This is a genomic window from Streptomyces sp. NPDC088733 (assembly GCF_044751185.1).
Taxonomy (GTDB): Bacteria; Actinomycetota; Actinomycetes; order Streptomycetales; family Streptomycetaceae; genus Actinacidiphila.
Genome location: NZ_JBIVLH010000017.1, coordinates 108,708 through 129,473 on the forward strand (window position 1 = coordinate 108,708; position 20,766 = coordinate 129,473).

The 20,766-nt window shown below is 70.0% G+C and carries 14 protein-coding genes and 1 tRNA gene; 10 read left to right on the forward strand and 5 right to left on the reverse strand.

Going from position 1 to position 20,766, the window contains the following annotated elements:
- Positions 1 to 141 precede the first annotated feature (141 nt).
- A complete protein-coding gene (locus ACIP64_RS28045; RefSeq protein WP_401591982.1) occupies positions 142 to 1,803 on the reverse strand; it encodes a hypothetical protein in 1,662 nt (553 codons plus the stop codon).
- Positions 1,804 to 2,057: 254 nt separating this feature from the next.
- Positions 2,058 to 3,470: an MFS transporter gene (locus ACIP64_RS28050; protein ID WP_360900607.1), complete on the reverse strand. Its 1,413-nt coding sequence runs from the start codon at positions 3,468 to 3,470 to the stop codon at positions 2,058 to 2,060.
- A gap of 773 nt (positions 3,471 to 4,243) precedes the next feature.
- Between ACIP64_RS28050 and ACIP64_RS28055 the strand changes: the two genes are divergently transcribed.
- The 6 genes from ACIP64_RS28055 to ACIP64_RS28080 all read left to right on the forward strand — a co-directional run bounded on the left by ACIP64_RS28055 (position 4,244) and on the right by ACIP64_RS28080 (position 11,434).
- Positions 4,244 to 6,274: an asparagine synthase-related protein gene (locus tag ACIP64_RS28055; RefSeq protein WP_401591985.1), complete on the forward strand. Its 2,031-nt coding sequence runs from the start codon at positions 4,244 to 4,246 to the stop codon at positions 6,272 to 6,274.
- A gap of 102 nt (positions 6,275 to 6,376) precedes the next feature.
- Positions 6,377 to 7,024: a hypothetical protein gene (locus tag ACIP64_RS28060; RefSeq protein ID WP_401591987.1), complete on the forward strand. Its 648-nt coding sequence runs from the start codon at positions 6,377 to 6,379 to the stop codon at positions 7,022 to 7,024.
- 87 nt (positions 7,025 to 7,111) lie between these two features.
- On the forward strand, positions 7,112 to 8,323 hold the full coding sequence (locus ACIP64_RS28065) for a DNA polymerase III subunit delta' (RefSeq protein WP_401591989.1): 1,212 nt from the start codon (positions 7,112 to 7,114) through the stop codon (positions 8,321 to 8,323).
- A 248-nt stretch (positions 8,324 to 8,571) separates the two neighbouring features.
- Positions 8,572 to 9,600: a hypothetical protein gene (locus ACIP64_RS28070; protein ID WP_401591991.1), complete on the forward strand. Its 1,029-nt coding sequence runs from the start codon at positions 8,572 to 8,574 to the stop codon at positions 9,598 to 9,600.
- A 110-nt stretch (positions 9,601 to 9,710) separates the two neighbouring features.
- Positions 9,711 to 11,267, forward strand: a complete 1,557-nt coding sequence (locus ACIP64_RS28075; RefSeq protein WP_401591993.1) for an alpha/beta hydrolase — start codon at positions 9,711 to 9,713, stop codon at positions 11,265 to 11,267.
- Positions 11,268 to 11,360: 93 nt separating this feature from the next.
- Positions 11,361 to 11,434, forward strand: a tRNA-Thr gene (locus ACIP64_RS28080).
- 699 nt (positions 11,435 to 12,133) lie between these two features.
- Here ACIP64_RS28080 and ACIP64_RS28085 read toward each other — a convergent pair.
- Both ACIP64_RS28085 and ACIP64_RS28090 read right to left on the reverse strand, forming a co-directional pair.
- Positions 12,134 to 15,178, reverse strand: a complete 3,045-nt coding sequence (locus ACIP64_RS28085; protein ID WP_401591995.1) for an AAA family ATPase — start codon at positions 15,176 to 15,178, stop codon at positions 12,134 to 12,136.
- Between the two features lie 702 nt (positions 15,179 to 15,880).
- Positions 15,881 to 16,318 carry a tyrosine-type recombinase/integrase gene (locus ACIP64_RS28090; protein ID WP_401591997.1) on the reverse strand — a complete coding sequence of 146 codons (438 nt, stop codon included), beginning with the start codon at positions 16,316 to 16,318 and terminating at the stop codon, positions 15,881 to 15,883.
- 256 nt (positions 16,319 to 16,574) lie between these two features.
- Here ACIP64_RS28090 and ACIP64_RS28095 point away from each other — a divergent pair, with 256 nt between their 5' ends.
- From ACIP64_RS28095 to ACIP64_RS28110, 4 genes are all read left to right on the forward strand, one after another.
- Positions 16,575 to 16,937: a hypothetical protein gene (locus ACIP64_RS28095; protein WP_401591999.1), complete on the forward strand. Its 363-nt coding sequence runs from the start codon at positions 16,575 to 16,577 to the stop codon at positions 16,935 to 16,937.
- Between the two features lie 380 nt (positions 16,938 to 17,317).
- Positions 17,318 to 17,731: a hypothetical protein gene (locus ACIP64_RS28100; protein WP_401592001.1), complete on the forward strand. Its 414-nt coding sequence runs from the start codon at positions 17,318 to 17,320 to the stop codon at positions 17,729 to 17,731.
- Positions 17,732 to 17,811: 80 nt separating this feature from the next.
- Positions 17,812 to 18,618, forward strand: coding sequence for a hypothetical protein (locus ACIP64_RS28105; RefSeq protein ID WP_401592003.1), 807 nt, complete (start codon positions 17,812 to 17,814; stop codon positions 18,616 to 18,618).
- Positions 18,615 to 19,475: an ATP-binding protein gene (locus ACIP64_RS28110; protein WP_401592005.1), complete on the forward strand. Its 861-nt coding sequence runs from the start codon at positions 18,615 to 18,617 to the stop codon at positions 19,473 to 19,475. The genes ACIP64_RS28105 and ACIP64_RS28110 overlap by 4 nt, the downstream gene beginning before the upstream one ends.
- A gap of 116 nt (positions 19,476 to 19,591) precedes the next feature.
- Here ACIP64_RS28110 and ACIP64_RS28115 read toward each other — a convergent pair.
- Positions 19,592 to 20,766 (reverse strand): WD40 repeat domain-containing protein (locus tag ACIP64_RS28115; protein ID WP_401592007.1); only part of this gene is annotated, 1,175 nt, incomplete at its 5' end.

Genomic DNA, 20,766 nt, shown 5'->3' on the forward strand with positions numbered 1-20,766 from the left:
GCCCGCCCGCGCCCCCGCCAAACCTGTGAGGGGCCCGGTGTGTCGTGGTCGTCTCGCGCTTGCCTCGCGGACACCTCCCGTAACGGCGAAGGCCGCCGCACCCGGGCGGGTGCGGCGGCCTCGCGAGGTGCGCTGCGGGCGTCAGGCGGCCGACTTGCGGCGGACGAGGACGACGACCGCGGTGCCCACGCCGAGCACGAGCAGCGCGCCGCCGCCGATGGTCAGCACGCCGGCGGCGCCGGTGAACGCCAGGCCGCCGGAGCCGCCCCCGGAGGACGTCGAACCGCCGGTGCCGGACGTGCCGCCCGAGGCGGACGCGTCGTCGTCGGAGGAGGACGGGCTCGGGCTCGGGGTGGCCGACGTGCCGGCGGAGGGCGAGCCGCCCGTCGACGTGTCCTCGTCGCCCGGGTTCAGCACGATCCACGCGGCGTTGTTGGACTGGTTGGGCTCGGACGGGTTGTTCCAGGCCTGGAGCGCGATCCTGGCCTTGGCGTTCTCCACGAGCGTGTTGATGCGCAGCTCGAACGGGAAGGTGAGCTTGGTGTTCTCCAGGAGCGGGGTGTCCACCCAGCACAAGTAGCCCTTGACTCCCTGGGCGATGGTGGTGGCCCGGCAGCCGCTGGGGCTCTTGGTCACCGTGGCGCCCGTGGGCACCTGGACCGTGAAGCCGATCGGCTCACCGCCGGAGCGCAGCGCGCTGAGCCAGGCGGGGCCGTCGTTGCGGAAGCCGATGTCCGCCTTCACCGTGTCGCCCGCCACGCCCCGCGCGGTGACGCCGGTCAGCACGAGGTCGTAGATGTTGTGGCTGGGCAGGTCCAGCTCGGTGTAGCGCGAGTAGTCGTCGGCCGAGGCGCCCGGGACCTCCTTGAGGGCCAGCGGCGCGCCGGTGCCGGGCGTGTAGCCGCCCGTCGTCAGCAGGGTCTTGGCCTGCTGGGCGCTGACCGCGGAGAAGCCGTAGCTGAGGACGTCGTTGAGCGCGAAGTCGGCCGTCTTCACCTTCAGCGGCTCGGCCAGGGCGTAGGCCGTGCCGGGCTTGTAGGTGCCGTCGAAGGTGCACATCGCGTCGGTGCCCTGGTGCAGCAGCGACCCGTCGGTGGTCTGCTTGTAGGCGCAGTTGCCGTAGTTGTCGGGGAAGCCCAGTCCGCGCGAGCCGTGGAAGTGCAGCACGGTGCCGTCGGCGGCCATGCCGCCGGCGTTGCGGAACCCGACCGGGGCGTTGTAGGTGTCGCCGGCGGCGAAGCCCTTGGGCTCGCTCAGGTTGCGGCCGAGGAGTTCGGGACCGCCGACGAGGACGTCGATGGTGAGCGGCGCGAAGGCGACGCCCTCGCCCTCGCCGGTGACCTTGATGGTGCCGAAGTCGCCCGCCTCGCTCTGCCCGTTGAGGTCCATGCGGATGCCGCCGAGCCGGTTGTACTGCTCCCCGGCGTTGATCTCGTTGCCTTCGCAGACGGCGGTCATGCCGGTCGCTGTGCAGGGCAGCTTGACGGCGGCGACGCCGTTGAGGCCCGTGGCGTCGATCGTGATCTTGTACTCGCCCTCGTGGGCGACGGGGATCACCCCGTCGTCCCCCGGCTCGTCGTCGCCGGGCGCCGAGAGCCGCAGGGTGACCTGCGGTTCGCCGACGTCGCCGTTGTCGCCCTGGAGGGAGAGGTCCACGCGGCTCTCGCCGGTGATGCCGACCGGGAGCGGGGCGCCGTCGGCGGCCACGGCGGGTGCGGCGGCTCCGAACCCGGCGGCCAGGACGGCGACCGCCGCGAGCGCGCGCGCTGCCCGGGAGACGGAACTGCGGACGGGACGTCTCATCAACGTTTCCTTGTCGGATCGTGTGACGGTCGGGTGCGCCGCCCTCGGCACACGAACATCAGACCCGCGGGACGCCGGCTTCGTTGCACATGGGCACGTCACAGATCCATCACAGGTTGGGTCCGGAGGACTTGGGGCCCGGGACCCGGGACCGGAACCCGACACCCGAGCAGGGCAAGGCGGAAGGGCCCCACACAAGTGGAGCCCTCCCGTCGCCGATCGGCCCGCGCGTCGCCCGGGGCGCGGCGACCCGCCTACGCCGGCGCCGCCAGCAACGGCCGCGCCCGCTCCCGCAATTCCGCCACCCGCGGCTCGTTCCCGTACGGCTCCAGCCGGTGCAGCAGGTCCCGCACGTACTCGGTGGTGCGGGCCGAGGAGATGCGCCCGGCGACCTCGACGGCCTTCACACCCGCCGCGCAGGCCGCGTCCAGGTTGCCGGACTCCAGTTCCGCGACGGCCGAGACCACCAGTCGCAGCCCGTGCGAGCGCACGAACTCCTCCGTGGGCCGGGCGAGCGCCGTCTCCGTGAACCGCCGCACCTGGCCGGGCACCTTGAGGTCGCGGTAGCACTCGGCGGCGTCCGCGGCGAGCCGGTCGTAGGAGTAGAAGCCGAGCCAGGCCGGGTCCGCGTCGCCGTCGCGGGCGCGGTCGAGCCAGGATTCGGCGGCGGCCAGCGCGGCCTCGCAGGCGTGGCTCTCCCCGGCCTTGGCGTGGGCGCGGGCCTCGACGAGGTGGAAGAACGACATCGTGCGCGCCGTGGCCAGCCCGCGGTTGCGCTCCAGGGCCGCCTGCGCGAGGTCGACGCCCTCGTCGGCGAAGCCGCGGTAGGTCGCCTGGAGCGACATCGACGCCAGCACGTAGCCCCCGAGGGGGACGTCGGCGGCGGCACGGGCGAGCCGCAGCGCCTGGATGTAGTAGCGCTGGGCGGCCTCCTGCTGCCCGGTGTCGAAGGCCATCCACCCGGCCAGCCGGGTGAGTTCGGCGGTCGCGCCGAACAGCGACCGGCCGACGTCGTCGGAGTACGAGCCGAGCAGCAGCGGCGCCGCCTCGACCCGCAGGCACTCCGAGACCATGCCCGAACGCCAGTCGCCGCCGCCGTACTTGGAGTCCCAGCGGCGTGCGTCCTCCGCGGCCTCGCGGAGCTTGCCGACGTCGGAGTGGCCGACGTGGTGCATGCCGGGGGCGGGGTCCTCGCGGGCGACGCGGGCGTCGGCCGGGGTTATCAGCCAGCGCGAGGCGGGCGTGACGTACGCGCTGACCGCGAACGACCCCGCCAGGCTCTGCCAGATGCCGCCGCCGCCCGGGCCGCGCCGGCCCGGATCGAGCTTCCACAGGTCGGTCGCGGACTTCACCGCCTCCCCGATGTCGCGGTGGAAGGCGAGGCCCACCTCGGGCGCGGGGTCGGCGTCGGCCAGGCCGATCTCGTGCAGCGGCACGGGACGGCCGAGCTTGCTGCCGATGGCTGCCGCGATGAGATGGGGCGCGGCGCCCTGCGGCACCATGCCCTTGGTCACCCACCGGGCCACCGAGGTCTTGTCGTACCGCAGGGTCAGACCGCGCTGGGCGCCCAGGTCGTTGACCCGGCGGGCCAGTCCCGCGTTGCTGATGCCGGCCAGGGCGAGAAGGGTGCCGAGTTTCTCGTTGGGCCCTCGGGGTTCTTTGGTCACGACCATTACCACCTCTCGCCGTAAGCGCGAGGGCCGTGTACGCCTGCCACGCCTGTCACACCCTCTCGACGCACCACAACGGCTGCCCCGGCGCCTCTTGTGGAGACGAGCGGGGACCACCGCCGCCCGAGGGCATGCGCCGGACCCCGAGCCGCCGGGACCTTCGCTTCTCGGGTGAACCCAGGGTAGTTCTCCGCATCCCGACCGTTAAGAGCTGTTGTCCCGGATGGCGAGATTCCTGCCCTGAATGCGGCCTCGCGACTCCTGCTGGTGGCGCGTGCTACCGGCGTATGCGGCCGTGCGCCCATCCGCGCGCTCTGTGCCGATTCGTGCGGTGGCGGTTCCATGGTGCCGTGGGTCGGCCCGCGGCTCTCATTTGCGGCTATGGGGGGTAGCAGCGGGCCAGGGGGCTCCGCCACCACAATCCCCGCGGGTGGCGGACCGGTCCGGGAGGCGTGCCACGCCCCCCGGACCGCGCCGCCCGCACGGCGCACAACGGACGAATGCGGGCCGGTGGGACATTGGCCTGAAAACGACGTTTCAACTCCGTCGACGTACGTTAAGTGCCTCTGACCGGCGGGGAGTTGGGCCGAAATGGCCCCGCGCCGGACCGCGCGCAGCAGGCGGCCCGGTGCTCGACCATGCCCTCATGCGCCTCCTTTCGCGCTCCTCCGTGGCAGCATGTTCCCCGGACGGAGCGGCAGTTCGGCCTGCCGCGGGGGCCAGTTGTCCACGAAGAGGCCCCCCTGGTCCACAACCTGTGGAGGCGGGCGATGCGGTGGCTGGTGGGCTGGAGCAACGCCGCGGTGGGACCGGTCCCCGGGGCGCACGCCCGCACCCTGCTGCCGGTGGGCGCCCAGCTCCTGTGGAGCGACCCCGATCCGCTGTGGGCCGTGGGTGACTGGCGCCCCGACGAAGTGCGCCTGGTGCACGCCGAGAACGGCTCCGTCGCCCGGCTGGCCGTGCTGGGCCGCTGCGCCGCCTCCGACGCCGACCTGCGGGTCGGGCTGTTCGCGGCGCGCGGCGGGGCGCTGCGCCATCTGACCACTTGGGCCGGCAGCTACACCTGCGTCCTCCAGATAGGGCGCCGCATCACCGTGCTCGGTGATCTCGCCGGTGCCCGGCCGGTGTTCCACACCCGGTGGGCGCGCGGCACCGCGTACGCGACCGCGGCGCTGCCACTGGCCGACCTGACCGAGGCCGCGCTCGACGTCACGTACCTGGCGGCGCTGCTGACCTGCCCGGACTCCCCCGAGGCGCTGGGCGACGGCACGCCGTACGCGGGCGTGCGCCGGGTGCCGCCGGGGCACGCCCTGATCCTGCGGGAGGCGGTGCCCGAGGTGAGCGGTTACGAGCCGACCGCCTCGCTGGCGGTGGCCGGCACCCCCGCCGCCCACGTGCCGAACGAGCGCGCGATCGCCGGCGTACGGGACGCCCTGGTGGACGCGGTGCGCGCCCGGCTGACGCAGCCCCGCTTCGTACCGGAGCCCGGGGAGGAACCCGCGCCCGGCGTGGGCGCCGACCTGTCCGGCGGCAGCGCCTCCTCCACGCTCGCCCTGCTGGCGGCGGGACTGCCCGGCATGCCCGGCACCCCGCTCGGGCACGGCGCGGCAGCCGGCCAGCGGCTGCTCGCGGTGACCTTCAACGACCTGACCGCGGGCGGCGGTCCGGCCCGCGAGGCGGAACTCGAGCGGGCCCGCGCCATGGCCGCCGACCCGCGCCTGCACCATGTGGTCGTGCCCGGCGGCGCGCGGGCGCTGCCCTACGCCGACCTCGACGCCGTCCCCCTCACCGACGAGCCCGGACCCTCCCTGGTGGCCGCCGGACGCCACCGGATGCGCCTCGCGGCGGGCGGCGCCGACCACCTCGTCGGGCACGGCGCCCGCCAGGTGCTCGACGCACACCCTGCGCGCCTGGCCGATCTGCTGCTGGACCGGCGCCGCCGCAGCCTGCTCAGACCCGTCACGGCCCTCGCGCGCGCCGACGGGCCCGCGGGCCGCTCGGTGTTCGTGCCGTTCACGGTCTACCGCGCGGCGCGGCGGCTGGCCCGTACGAGTTACCAACAGGGTGTGCAGAACGCGGCGGCGCAGCTGATGGCGGGCCGCTTCGACGAGCACGCCGGCCCCCTCCAGGCCTCCCTGGCGGCGCTCGCCTGGTGCCGTCCGGGTCCGGCGGCGCGCTGGCTCACCGGCGAGGCACTGGCTGAAGTATCGGTTCGCCTTCAGGAGGCGGCGGCCCGTCCCCGTACCGCCGTCGAACGCCCCGGCGAGCGCCGCGCGCAGGCTGCCCTCGCCCGGCACGCCGCCGACCACCGGGTTTTCGAGCAGTCCGCGGAGGTGCGCAGCCAGCGGATCCACGCCCCCTTCCTCGACAACCAGGTCGTGCGCGCCGCCCGTGCGCTCCCCGAGACCCTGCGCGTCCAGCCCGGCGCCCGCGCCACCGTCCTGCGCTCAGTGCTGGAGGGTGCGGGCATCCGCGACCTGCCCCCGGGCTGGGGCGCCAACTCCCAGGTCTCCGCGGCCGTCGCGGCCAAGACCGGCCTGCGCGCCTCCGTCGACGGCCTGCTCGACCTCTTCGACGCACCCCTCCTCGCCGACGCCGGCCTCGTCGAGGCGCGCGTCGTCCGCGCCGCCCTGCGCGCGGCCGCCGGCGGGGAACCCGTCCCCATCGACGGGCTCGCCGAACTCGTCGCCACCGAGGTGTGGTTGCGGCGCCTCCTCGCCCGCCGCGGCTCCTGCTGGACCGGCACCGACGCCCCCGCGCAACGCGCTGTCGCGGGCGGCGTGCACCGCCTCTCGCTCTGAGTCGTCCCTGCGGAACGGGCGCTTGACGGAGCGTCAGAGTTCGGTGGGCCTGCCGGGACCACCCGCTTTGGCGTCGCCGGGGGAATCCGGGAAACTCTCCTCATGCGCATCCCTTCCGTCACCGCGGTCGTCCTCGCCGGGCTGGCGGCCCTCGTGGCCCTCGGCCCGGTCGCGTACGCCACGAAGGAGAGCGGTGACGGCAAGGGGACGGTCGCCGTCTACGACGAGGCGCTGGGCACCTCCCGGGGCGACAAGGCCACCGTGTGCACCTTCCACATACGCGGCGAGGGCTTCGGTCCCGGGCAGGCGGTCAACTGGGCCGTCAACCGCGCCAAGGGCGGCCCCGCGATGAACGGCACCTTTGTGACGGGGGACGAGGGCACGGGCAGTTCGGCCCGCATAGTGCTCACCAACGGCGGCTACACCTTGACGTGGATCGGGGAGGGCGCGAAGCCGCGGCCCTTCACGGTGGCGTGCGGAGCGGAGACGCAGACCCCCGCACCGGCGGCGCCGGCCTCGCCCGCACCCTCGTACACCCCGGTGCCCGCCGCGTCGACGGCCCAGGTGCTGCCCGGCCAGGGACCGCTGTCGGCGGCCTCGGGCACCTTGGGGGCGTCGTCGGGGACCGCGGGCACCGTGGGCGCGGCACTGGCCGCGGCCGCACTGTGCGGCGGCGGGGCCGCCGCGGTCCTGCTGCGCAGGCGGCGCCCGGCACGCCGGGTCAGCCGGCACCGCAGGGCGGCGGGCTGAGGCCGCCCGAGGCGGGGCTGTCGGTGCCGTGCCCGACAATGGTGGAGCCGTAGGACACCGAGGAGCACCACAGGACGGACGGGCACGATGGCGGTTTGGGACGACGTGGTCGGCCAGGAACGGGTGACGGAGCAGCTCGCCGCCGCCGCGCGTGACGCCGACGCCTTCGTGACGGCCGTCGCCGGGGGCACCGCCCTGCCGTCCGCGTCGAAGATGACCCACGCCTGGCTGTTCACCGGCCCGCCCGGCGCGGGCCGCGACGCGGCGGCACGGGCCTTCGCCGCCGCGCTCCAGTGCGTGAGCCCCGACCGCGCCCTGGGCGGCGTACCGGGCTGCGGCTTCTGCGACGGCTGCCACACCACACTGATCGGCACCCACGCCGACGTCGAGGTGGTCCGCACCGACCTGCTCTCCATCGGCGTCAAGGACACCCGTGACCTCGTCCGCCGCTCCGTCCTGTCCCCGGCGTCCGGCCGCTGGCAGGTCATCCTCCTGGAGGACGCCGACCGCCTGACCGAAGGCGCCGCCAATGTGCTGCTGAAGGCCGTCGAGGAGCCCGCGCCGCGCACGGTGTGGCTGCTGTGCGCCCCCTCCGTCGAGGACGTCCTGCCGACGATCCGCTCCCGCTGCCGCCACCTGGTGCTGCGCACCCCGCCCGTCCAGGCGGTCGCCGACGCCCTGGTGCGCCGCGACGGGATCGACCCCCTGGTCGCCGACGCCGTCGCCCGCGCCACCCAGGGCCACATGGACCGCGCGCGCCGGCTGGCCACCGACGAGCAGGCCAGGGCGCGGCGGGCTGCCGTGCTGAAGCTGCCGCTGCGCGTGGACGACGTCGGCGGCTGCCTGAAGGCCGCCCAGGAACTCGTGGACGCGGCGACGGAGGACGCCAAGGCGCTGTCCGAGGAGCTCGACGGCAAGGAGACCGAGGAGCTGCGCGCCGCACTCGGCGCCACCGCGGGGGCCGGCAGCCGCATGCCGCGCGGCACGGCGGGCGTGATGAAGGACCTCGCCGACCGCCAGAAGCGCCGCTCCACCCGGACCCAGCGCGACACCCTCGACCTGGCCCTCACCGACCTGGCGGGCTTCTACCGCGACGTGCTGGCCGTGCAGGTCGGCACGTCCGTGGCCATCGCGAACGTCGAGGCGCGCGACGCCGTGGAGCGTGTCGCCTCCGGCTCCCGCCCGGAGAACTCGCTGCGCCGCATCGAGGCCGTCCTCGCCTGCCGCGACGCGCTCGACCGGAACGTCGCCCCGCTGCTGGCCGTCGAGGCGATGACCCTGGCACTGCGCGCCGGCTGACCGCACCGCTCACCGCCTCCCACCCCCGAAGCGCCGCCGACCTGCTCATTTGTGCGGCGGACGGGTGATCGTCCGCGTTCCCCCGCGTCGTCGCCCGGTGCCGCGCGGGCCCTTGCTCCAGGCTGGCGTGCGGTGCCCCCGCTCCCTGTCCCCGCGGGGGTGAGCGAAGCGAGCGGGGGCGCGCCCCTGCCTCCGGCGAGGGTGCCCGCCCGTGCCCGGAGGGCTGTGGGGGACCTGCGCGAGGTGGTGTGCCGTACGTGCCCATGGTGGCCGAGGTCGTCCTTCTGTACGCATGGCCGGTGCTGGCCGGCGCCGCCGCGCTGCTGCTCGCCCGTTCGGCGCTGCGGCACTGGTGGGAGCAGCGCGCGGGACGCGTCTACGAGCTGCCCGTGGCCTACGGCGGCGCGGTGCTGCGGGCGGTCGGCGCGGTCCTGGCGGTCGGCGCCGCGGTTCTGACGGCGTCCTTCCCGCCGCTCGCGGGCCTCACCGGGCACGGCGGCGCCCGGGACACCGTCGTCGCGGCGGCCCCCGCGCCGCCCGCGCCCGCGGACGCCCGGCCCGGGCGGCCCCCGGAGCCGGAGGAGGACGACGCCCCGCCGCGCACCCTGGGCCATCCCTCCGGCGGCACCCTGGAGGAACTGGAGGACGGCACACGCGTCTGGCTGCCGCCGCAGTACGACTTCCCGAACTCCGCCGGGCTGTACTTCCCCCTGGTCGTCGCCCATCTCGACCCCGCCGACCCGGACCTGTTCGCCGGCTTCGCCGCGCAGTCGCTGCGCGGCCTGGCCGACCCCGTCGTCGTCGTACTGCCCGCCCGCTGCGGCGGCGGGGCGGTGGAACTGCCCGACGCGGTGGGCCGGCTCTACCGCGTCCTGCCGGGCCGGACCGCCCGTGCGGTGCTCGGCGTGGGCCAGGACGCCTCGTGCGTGGTGCGCCGCCAGTTGGAGCGCCCCTCCCGGTACGCGGCCGCGATCGGCGTCTCGGGCGCCTACGAACCGGACGGCCCGCAGGACATGGACGGCAGCGCAGCCCGCCCCGGCTCGCGGACGTCCGGCGCCGGCACGTACCAGGCCGGTACCGCCCCGCGCCCGCAGCTGCTGCTCGCCGTGCCGTCCGGCGAGGAGAGTGCCCGCAGTTCCGCCCTGGCCCTGCGGGAGCGGATGCGCGGGATGCCCGCCGAGGTGCGGGTGCTGGACAACATCACCCCGCGGCGCAGGCTCTTCGCGCTGGTCGCGGGGTACGTCACCGAGAAACTCGACGGGCCCGGGCGGTTGTGAACGTCTCCGTCCCTGTCGCGGAATCACCCGTATGAGGGCTGTGGATAACGGTTCGCCCGCGGCCGTGCGGATACGCTCGCAAATACCACCACGAGGGAACCGAGGCTCTGATGGACACCCCGCGCCTGCTCCGTACGTCCGGCACCGTCCTCGCGGTCGCCGGGCTCCTGCTGTCCGCCTGCACGACCGGGGGGACGAGCCATTCCGCCGCGGCCACGTCGGCCGCGCAATCGCTCAAAGCCCTGCCCACGGACATCCCGCAGGATCTGCGGCCGTACTACGAGCAGAAGATCAGCTGGCAGTCCTGCAAGGACATGCCCGGCATGCAGTGCGGCACGATGAAGGCGCCGCTCGACTACAAGCACCCTTCCGGCGGCACGGACCTCACCCTGGCCGTCGCCCGCAAGAAGGCCGCGGGCCCCGGCAAGCGCATCGGTTCCCTGCTGGTCAACCCGGGCGGCCCGGGCGGCTCGGCCATCGACTACCTGCAGTACGCCGCCTTCGGCTACCCCTCGGCCGTCACCGCCCGGTACGACATGGCCGCGATGGACCCGCGCGGTGTCGCCCGCAGCGAGCCGATCGTGTGCCTCCCCGACAAGCAGATGGACACCTTCGCGGCCACCGACGTCACCCCGGACAACCAGGCCGAGATCGACAAGCTCGTCGCCGAGGACAAGGCCTTCGCCAAGGGGTGCCAGCAGCGCTCCGGCAAGCTGCTGGAGCACGTCACCACCGTCGACGCCGCCCGCGACATGGACATCTTCCGCTCGCTGCTCGGCGACGCGAAGCTGAACTACGTCGGCAAGTCCTACGGCACCTTCATCGGCGCCACCTACGCCGGCCTGTTCCCGAAGCGCGTCGGGCACCTCGTCCTGGACGGCGCCATGGACCCGGCCGCCTCCGCCCTCGAGAGCAGCCGCGCCCAGGCCGGCGGGTTCGAGGTCGCCTTCGACGCCTTCGCCAAGGACTGCGTCGCCCGGCGCGACTGCCCCCTCGGCACCAAGAGCACCGCCGACGCCGGCCGCCACCTCGACGCCCTCCTCCGCTCCCTGGACGCCAAGCCGCTGCCCACCGGCAGCAGCCGCAAGCTGACCGAGGCCCTGGGCGCCTCCGGTGTGATCTCCGCCATGTACGACCAGAGCATGTGGCCCACCCTGCGCACGGGTCTCACCAAGGCGTCCAAGGGCGACGGCAGCGTCCTGCTCCGCCTGTCCGACGCGTACTACGAGCGCGACAACAAGGGCCACTTCTCCAACCTCATGTACGCCAACGCGGCCGTGAACTGCACCGACCTCCCGCCGGCCCTCACCAGCCCCGAGGCCGCCGACCGCGCGGTCTCCACCTTCCGCGAGGCCTCCCCGCACTTCGGCGACAACCTCGCGTGGTCCAGCCTCATCTGCGCCTACTGGCCCGTCCGCCCCATCGGCCACCCCCAGCGCATCGAGGCCCGCGGCGCCGCCCCCATCCTCGTGGTCGGCACCACCCGCGACCCCGCCACGCCCTACGGCTGGGCCAAGGCCCTCGCCGAGCAGCTCGACTCCGGCGTCCTGCTCACCTACAACGGCGACGGCCACACCGCCTACGCCCGCGGCAACGACTGCATCGACACCGCGGTCAACACCTACCTCCTCAAGGGCACCCCGCCCGCCCACGGCAAGACCTGCTGACCTGCGCAGTCAGGAGGCCCCGACCATGGTCGGGGCCTCCTCCAGAACTGTGTAGACTTGGGCCCGCTGCCGATGCGAAGCTGTCGGGAGCTCGCCGCCTTAGCTCAGTTGGCCAGAGCAACGCACTCGTAATGCGTAGGTCTCGGGTTCGAATCCCGAAGGCGGCTCAAATCGAAAACCCCAGGTCAGTGGATTCCGACCTGGGGTTTCGTCGTTCAGCGGATGTGGCGCCGGTGGCGAGATCGGGCCGCGCGGGTGTCGGTGGTCTCAGTTCTGGTCTCAGTGGGGCCCGGATCGGGCGCCGGGGGAGCGGGCGCGAAGAACTCGCCGGAAGAGGCGGGTAGCGGGCGTGTCCACAACCCGGGCGAGTACGAGCGTGACAGGCCCGGACAGGCGAGGCCCGGACAATCTGTCCGGGCCTCTGAACCTCACAGCGGGCCACGGTGCGGACCATGAACGCCCGCGGCCGGGACGGGGCCACCGTCAGCCCGCACGCATCCATCGTGGAGGCGTAGGTGAAGTGGAACCGGCCCAATGCGACCGGCAGAGCTACCAGCGACCAGTACACGCCCGGCGCCGTCACCTTCGCGCAGCCCAGGCCACGGGCAGACCCCCACGACCTACAGCCGAACACCGTTGCCGCACCGGGGCCATCAGCCACATCGTGGAAGTTCATTCCGACGAGCCGAATTCAGTAGCGTCCGAGGAGCCGGGCGATCCCGACGTCGACCACCACGTACAGCGAGCCCAACGTCCCTACCAAACCGAAGCCGATGATGCGTCTTCAAAAATCGAGACGTCATCTCGGAAAGGTCCGTTCATTACGCCGGGCGCGTTCAGATATGCATCAAGGGTTAGGATCCACATTACTCGCCCCCTCTGGGTGCGGCCTGACCAACGGCGCTGTGCGGTCGAATACTTTCGATCAGGTCCTGAACTTTTTTCACCAATTTCGGATAGTCTTGAGTCAGTGTTGGCAAATCTCTGCTTAGCGTGCCTTGCATGGCCGATACGGCGTCTTGGGGTGACTGCTGCCCCGATTCGAGCCGGCATCTCTCCAAGCGCAGGTGCGTCGCCAGCGCCTGTGTGTGATTTTCCCCTAGTGCGTCTATCTCTGCTTGAAAAAGTTCTTCATAGCGGAGCACGGCCTCTGCGTGCTCCCCGGCACCGTGGAGGCTCTTTGCAAGACAAGTTAGAGCGCGCCGAGTCGCGTACTCTCCCGGGCCGAGAATTTCAGCGTATGACGCAACAATGGAGCGAAGTTCTTTGTGTGCTTCAGTGATCTTTTCTTGATCCATCATGGAATGCGCTAGGCAGTGTCGTTCATCTAGGATCACAGAATCGTTCAGATCTGTTTTCATGAGTCGGTCTGTGAGGACGTTCCTCATTTCCTTTTCTGCTTCCGCTGCCTGCCCGCACAGACGGAGGACGTCAGCCCGAGCGTGGCGGATATGGAGGGCCCATGGTGCTGTCGGCCAGCCCGGCGATTTTTGGTCCCCGTACCAACGGAAAAGGTCAGTGAGCGTACTCACGGCATCTTCGTACTTTCGCTGCTTTCGCAGGTTGCTTACTAGGCATCGCATCATGCTGCGGTAGAACCCGGAATCCCGATCCCCATATTTTTCTACTATGGTCAGCATTGCGCGGTATTCTGCCTCGGCTTCTGGCCACCGTTTTGCGTCGTCCAGGACGTGCGCGAGCCGGTGGCGGTTCGCCAGCGGAAGAAGGTCGGAGTCTGGTGCTGACCCGCCAAGTGTTCGGCCAATAAGGAGATCGAATTCGTCTTCTGATGCATTCCCTTCGTGCCCTCGGGATGCGATCAAATAGGAAAGCTCTACGTGAGTGATGAGGGTGTAGGGATTATCGGCGCCAAGTGTTCGGCGCCGTGCCTCCAGTACAGACCGAATCTCCGCCTCGTGATCGGCAGTGGCTGGTCCGGCTGGTCTGGCCGTCACTACATTATGTCGGGTGATCAGGGTTTCCGGGTGTTCGGGTCCTAGGTACTCCAGCTGTTTCGCAAGTACTCGCTCAAATTCAGATAGCTGCGCCTCCCCCTTCAGTAGAGAGAGGGCGGCTCTATGGCAAACTGAAAGGCGAATCGGGTCATCAGCGGAAAGTTTGGAGGCGCGCTCCAGCAGGAGTTTAGCCAGCTCGTCAGCCTGGTCGAATACCTGTGAAAAATTGTAATAGGCGTAAGCCTTGAGTCCGACCGCGAGAAGGCGGCGAAGCGGTGCATCGATATCCGGCACTCGCTTCAATGCGGCGACCGTGTGAGGAACCATAAGTCGCCACCATGGCCAATTCTGTGGATACTCTGGCTCGCGTGTGGCGCCGCACTCAAGCATGACGGAAGTTGTATTCCAGACCGCGATGCGTTCTTCTTCCGTACTGTCGGCCAGCCGAAGGGCGTTGGCCTCCAGTACGAGCCGGTGGCTAACTAGGCACGGTACGGATTCTGCTTCGGTATCGGCGCCGCCCATTGGAAGCTCTATAACGTCGAGCAAACTAAGGTCGATCAACGCCTCCAGCGCTTGATCCGCTTGCTCCAACTCGGCATCTGGGTCGGATGGTGTGTTCTGTGATGCGAATGTATCAAGAAGTTCGACAGGGAACGGGACGGGTGCAAAACATGAGAGTAGCCGCATCAGGGTTCTTGCCTTGGGGAGTTGCTGTTCGTCCAACAGATCGAGCGACATTTCCCACGTGCGCCCGATCAGCCGCCGATGCTTATGTTCTTGATCTGTGTCGTCTGGATACCATTTCTCCCCCAAATCGAGAAACCCGGCTCCCACTTCACCCAAAGCCTCTGTGTAGGCGGCGAATGTCTTGACTCTGCCAGGTTTCTGTCCCCGGCGTCGGAGCAGCCCCGCTCCCCGGGCCGCACGGGCAAGATATGAACCCGCCAGCTTAAGCGCCAAGGGAAGTCCCTCAAGGCGCTCCGCGAGAACCAGGGCGTCGGCAGGGTCACCGGCTTCTCCCGCAAGGTCCAGTAGGATATTGCCTGCGTCAGGGGGAGCTAGAACCTCAATTCGGTGGGTTTGCGATTCACGTCCCCACACATCAGGATTCCCGGTGCGGCTAGTAACTACAGTCATTCCTGCCTGGCTTGACCGCAGCCATCCAGTGCCGTCACCGATGAGGCCGGCGCCGGATGCAAGCCATGCTGGCTCGTCAGCGTTATCTACGATAAGTAGCCAGGGCTGTTCTGCTGCGTCTAGAAGGCGCCAAACTAGGTCAGTAGCGCTGGTTCGGCCAGTCCAAGCGGCTTCGATTAGAGCTTCATCAGCGCCGAGGCTTCGCGCAACCTCTCGCATCCCGGTGGCGAAACGATCGGGTGTCAACGCTGAGAGCCAATAGACGGAGTACCCCTGATCGCGAGCCTGCCGGGCCAGATAGAGGGCCACACTTGTCTTACCGCAACCACCTAGACCGTGGAGAACCTGGATCTGGGTGGACCCTTCCGCGAGCCTGCTCTCCAGGTCATGCAATAGATCTTCGCGGCCCCGCAACCGGGGCGGCAATTCCCCGTAAGGGGGGCGGATAGAGAAAGTTCCGGGACTGGCCGGGACGGGCACGGTGCCGACCTGATTGTTGGTTGCACTCTCGGTAGGGTGGCCGAGGTCTTTGGTCATTTGCTTGTCTCGCTCGAATGCGTCCTTCGCGGCTTCGAGGGCCTTGGCCCAGTCGCCGTCAGGAACAACGTCGCATCCACGCAACAGGGCGGCCAGTGTTTGCCATGTCGGCACGCGCCGGGCGGCCATCGCATCCGAAACAGTGGTCCGGCTGACACGACTCCCAGCCGCGAGCGCGCGCACCCCAGAGTAACCGGCGCGTTGTGCCACTTGTTGTAGCCGGGCCGCCAGCTCTCGCGTAGCTTGCGGCGCCTCCGCGTCGACCTCTCCGAAACCCACCGAGACTCCCTCCTCCTGCTTCTAGTCGAGCCTAGGCACTGTCCGGGCGGACGTCCGGCGGACAGCGGACATTGGGCCGGCTTCCTGGTCGACGACGTGCCGTCCGGCCCCTGTCCTTTGGCTGTTCGGGACAGCCACTCAGCGGCCTAGACATGAGTCGTGATGAAGACGCCACCAGAAGGAGGAGGTCAGCTCGTGGGCATCGCCCGGGTTGTTCAGGAGTACGGCTCTGAACTGTCGCTTTTGATTGGGGTGGTGAAGATTCTCATCGACACGGTCCGCTACTCGCGGGCTCTGTGGCTGCGGTACCGGGCTCGGCGGGGGAAGCGAGCGAAGGGTTGCCGTCAGCCAGGGTGCCAAAGCTGATTCGAACGAGCGGTCTCAGTTTTGGTCTCGCTTCGGGCTGTGCCACTGCCGTCCGTGAGCGTCTGTCCGTTTGCGATGTGGTGCCTGACCAGCGGCGCGGTCGTCGGCGCGGACTTCGATGGACGGCCCCGGACCAAGATCGGACAACTCGTAATGCGTAGGTCTCGGGTTCGAATCCCGAAGGCGGCTCCACGAAGAAGGGCCAGGTCGGTAACTCTGACCTGGCCCTTCGTCATTTCCTTGCTCGGCGCGTGGTCTACACCACGCCCCTTGGAAGGCCAAAAACCGGCTCGGTGTGGCCCGCGTGCGGGACAACGGGCCACACGGGGCCCCGGGTCAGGCCGCTCCAGCCCCGTAGATCCGCCTCTTGACCCGCCGTCTCGCCTGCTTCGAGGCGTCCTTCCCCTTCCCCTGCTCCTGCGCCGCCTCCTGCCCCTTGTCCTTCGCCCGGTACCCGGCGATCAGGTCGAGCGAGGCAGACGCGGTCGCGGCGTGCATCTCGGGCAGCACGGTCTGGTAGGTGTCGGTCGTCATCCGCATCGAGGAGTGCCCGAGCATCGCCTGCACAGCCTTGGGGGCGACGCCGGCGGCCAGCGCCAGGCTCGCCGCTTCGTGGCGGCCGTCGTGCAGCCGGATCGGCGGCAGCCCGGACAGCTCGATCAGGCGCTCCCACCGGTCGGAGAAGAACTGCGGGTGGTACTGCTCGCCGTTTCCTGCGGCGGCCGCCGCCAAGCCCAAGCCCGCGCGCCCGGCACGCAAGCGCGCCCCGGCCAAGCCCTCCACCTCCTGACCCCACACCCACACCCGGCCGTCCACCCCAGCAGGTGGGCGGCCCGACCCGCACGAAGGAGATCACCATGCCGAGACTCGGCGACCTGACCATCGAGCAGCTGCTCGATGGCGCCGAGCGCGACATGTCCTACCTGGTCGAGCGCCTAGACAAGCAGGCGCGCGAGCGCGGCGCCGACCCCGACGAATCGAAGAGGTCATCACCCGCGCCACCACCACGCAGGTCCGCAGCCAGCTCATCGTGGCGCAGGGCAAGTGGCGCGAGGAGCGCCCCCAGCGGGCCCCCGCCACCACCCCCGTCACAAGGCAGGACCCCGACCGCAGCAAGCTCCAGGCAGCCGAAGTGATGACCGCCCACCTGGTCGCCCTCGGCGTTTCCGCGCAGCCGATCAACACCGGCGGCAACTACTGGGCCTGCTCCGTCACCCTCACCCCGACCCTGCGCCTGGAGCTCGCCGACGTTCCCGGCGAGTTGTGGTCCTGGTGCCTGTACCAGCACGGGGGCGAGCAGGTCATCAGCGGCCACTGGGATAGCGCCGACGACCAGACAGTGGCCGGCAAAGCCCACTTCCTCATCCAGGCCATGGGCTCGATCGTAAGTTGACCAAGCACGCGACCACCCAGCACGCGGCCCGGCCGCCAGGCCGGGCCGTGGCCAGTGCCGCAAACCTCGCCGGAGGGGTTAACAGCCGTGCTGAGAGGGCATGCCCCCCTTGCGACCATTCAGGACCCTGAGTGAGCCCCGCGAGGCCTTGTCGAGGGAGCGTCGCTCGAAGCTGAAAGTCGTCGTAGCAGTGCGCGTAATCGCTGATCTACAGACTGAGTGGAGAAGATGCGATCCCGGTACTCAACATCTGCGCCGGTGACGAGTTAAAGCGGTGCCTGGCTGCGAGCTCCCCCAACTCCACGTAGCCGTCGTCCTCACAGGGTCCAACAGCGCCTCGCTTGCTGCTTCGCTAGCCACGTCGTGGAAACAGGTAACCAATGAGCGCAGAAGTGGAAGTCTTGGCATCAACAGCCGCGACCACTCTCATCGGCCTTATGACGACCGACGCCTGGCAGCAGGCCCGGACAGCGATCAGCCGGGTATGGAGGAAGTCCCGTCCTGAGCAGGCCGACCGAGTCAACGCTGACCTCGACGAAGCTCAACTGATGGTCACCCAGGCTAGGCAAAATGATGATGACTCCCTCGAAGCCGCCGTGCTCGCCGAGTGGCAGGGCCGGATGCTACGACTGGCCCTCACCGACTCGTCGGCACGATCTGATCTCAAGGCAGCTGTACGACAGTTGGAGGGCTTAGCTCGACAGACGGCACCAAGGTCGGTCAGTATGCGTGCCGATGCCCGGGATCACGCGAGGATCTACCAGTCCGCACAGGACATGGTGATCAACGAATGAGGGACCCATACGGCGATGAGGCGCGGCGCATGCAGGCCTCGGCCCGAGACCAAGGACGGATATACCAAGCCGGCCGCGACATGTCCCTCTCCGAAAGTCATCAGCACCACCATGACTACGACCAAAGTCCGTTCCAGGCGTTCTTTGCGGGAAGAGGGCCTGGCCGAATATTGATCGTGGCGGGTCTCGCGCTCGCGATGGTGGCATTCACCGGTTGGATGGCAATCGTCTTCCAACTCGGCTCCGGCGATGTGTCGGGACCGGAAGACGCCCTGGGTGACAGGCTCCCTTCGGGAGTCCCGGTCGGTGCCGTCTACTTCTTCGGCTTCGGAGTCGGCGGGATTTTGATGGCGGTCGGATCGTCGATGGCCAAGGCCGCCGCACACCGCGACAGCCGCGTCGGCCATCTCGTGATTACAATCGTCATTTCTGTCGCCACCGTTCTGGGCCTGTTCTTGGTGCTGGACGGTGCGCCTGTATCCGCACTGACGCCACGGTTCAGTGACGGCGGATCCGGGGGCACCGGGCCGACCGAACTGGTGACTACGAACGCGAAATCGGCCCATCGTAACGGCCTCACCATGACGGTCACCCGGATCGAGAACGTCGGCCGCAAGGGTCAGATACACCTCCAAGTCGTCAACAAAACCGACCAAAGCGTCGACCTCCCAGTCCAGTGGTTTGCGCTCACCGATGCGGATGGTCAGAGGTACGAGCCGGATTCGTTCAGCAGAGGGTGGCAGCCCACAATTGGCCCAGGCGCCACCCAGACCGGCACCATCCGGCTGGAGAAGGCGGTCCCTCCGACTTCAGGTCCGCTGAGGGCCGAATTCAACCATGTCTACAGACTTGGCACGATCGCGGTCTCTGGAATCCCGACTCGGTGACCTCTCCCGTCGACCCTCTTCACCGAGAGCCCCTCACGGCCGGCTGCGCCATCGCGATTTACGACCCGGTGGATCTCACCTGCACCGTCGCACGAGCTGGGCTACCAGCACCAGTCGCTACCTTCCCTGACGGCACGTCGGTCAATCTGGCCGCGCCAGCTGGACCGCAGCTCGCAGCGATGGACACCGCCCCCTTTCCCGCCAGCACCTTCTCGCTCCCGCAAGGAACCACCTTGGCGATGGGCACCGCCACCCTGGCCGAAGAGGTCATGGCACCACTCGGCACTCTGCGCCCCCTCCTCGAACACCCCTCCGCTGACTCATTGACAGACCTGTCGGACGCCATCGACCGCGCGTTCACAGACGGCAACCGCGCCAGCGAAACCCTGATGCTGTTGGCCCGAACCAAAGAGCTACCCCCAGCCCAAGTCCTCACCCGAGACCTCCCGCACAGCCCCGAAGCGGCACCGAGCGCCCGCGCAGTAGCCCGCCGCCAACTAGAGCTATGGGGCGTGAGTGAGGAGACTGCATTCACGACAGAACTCATCCTCAGTGAGCTTGTCGGCAACGCCATCCGGTACGGCTCACCCCCGCTCCGCATGCGGCTGATCCTGGACCAGAGCCTGACCTGCGAAGTCAACGACAGCGCACTCAGTGCCCCGCATGTGAAGCACGCCCGGACCATCGATGAGACCGGCCGGGGGCTGTTCATCATTGCCAGCCTTGCCGAGCGGTGGGGGATCCGCTATCTACCCGAGGGCAAGGTCGTCTGGGCCGAACAACCCGTGAGTTCGCGGGGAGCGGAGAATCCGTACGGAATCAGAACCGAGTCTGCCTCATCATCACGTGATGGCTGACCAGGCAGATCTGCATCGGCTACTGCTACGTCGCCTAACACGTGAAGGCCACTCTTCACGTCCTGCCGCGTGAGCGGGAATCCGCAGTCCAGCCAAAGGCTGTCGGAGGCAATGGTCTATAGCCCGTCAAGCCTTACCTCGAAGAACGCAAACCCGGCTGAGCCAGCTATGGCCAGCCCCTGGGTGCCACGGGATGAGGAAGGGACGAAGGCAAGAGAGTGGACGCTGCCAGCGGTGACGATACGCATCAGCAACAGGTGATTGTGGGCGTCCCAAATCCGCACTGTCCCGTCGTGGCCGCCGGTGGCGAGGAGGGTGCGTGCGTCGGGTGCGGTGAATGCCGCCACCGCAAGCACCCCGCCGGTGTGGCCGGTCAGGGGCTGGCCGACCGGGGTGCCGGCCAGCGGATCCCACAGTCTCACCGTGCGGTCGTCGCCGCCGGTGGCGAGGAGGGTGCGTCCGTCGGGTGCGGTGAATGTCGCCACCGCCCACACCCAGCCGGAGTGGCCGGTCAGCGGCTGGCCGACCGGGGTGCCGGCCAGCGGATCCCAGATCCGCACCGTGCGGTCGTCGCCGCCGGTGGCGAGGAGGGTGCGTCCGTCGGGTGCGGTGAATGTCGCCACCGCCCGCACCCAGTCGGTGTGGTCGGTCAGGGGCTGGCCGATCGGGGTGCCGGCCAGTGGATCCCAGATCCGCACCGTGCGGTCGTCGCCGCCGGTGGCGAGGAGGGTGCGTCCGTCGGGTGCGGTGAATGCCGCAACCGCCCGCACCCAGCGGGTGTGGCCGGTCAGGGGCTGGCCGATCGGGGTGCCGGCCAGCGGATCCCACACCCGCACCGTGTCGTCGTCGCCGCCGGTGGCGAGGAGGGTGCGTCCGTCGGGTGCGGTGAATGCCGCCACCGCAAGCACCCCGCCGATGTAACCGGTCAGGGGCTGGCCGACCGGGGTGCCGGCCAGCGGATCCCACAGTCTCACCGTGCGGTCGTCGCCGCCGGTGGCGAGGAGGGTGCGTCCGTCGGGCGCGGTGAATGTCACCACCGCCCACACCCAGCCGGTGTGGCCGGTCAGGGGTTCGCCGATCGGGGTGCCGGCCAGTGGATCCCACACCCGCACCGTGCGGTCGCCAGCGGTGGCGAGGAGGGTGCGTCCGTCGGGTGCGGTGAATGTCGCCACCGCCCGCACCCCGTCGGTGTGGGTGGTCAGGGGCTGGCCGATCGGGGTGCCGGCCAGTGGATCCCAGATCCGCACCGTGCGGTCGTCGCCGCCGGTGGCGAGGAGGGTGCGTCCGTCGG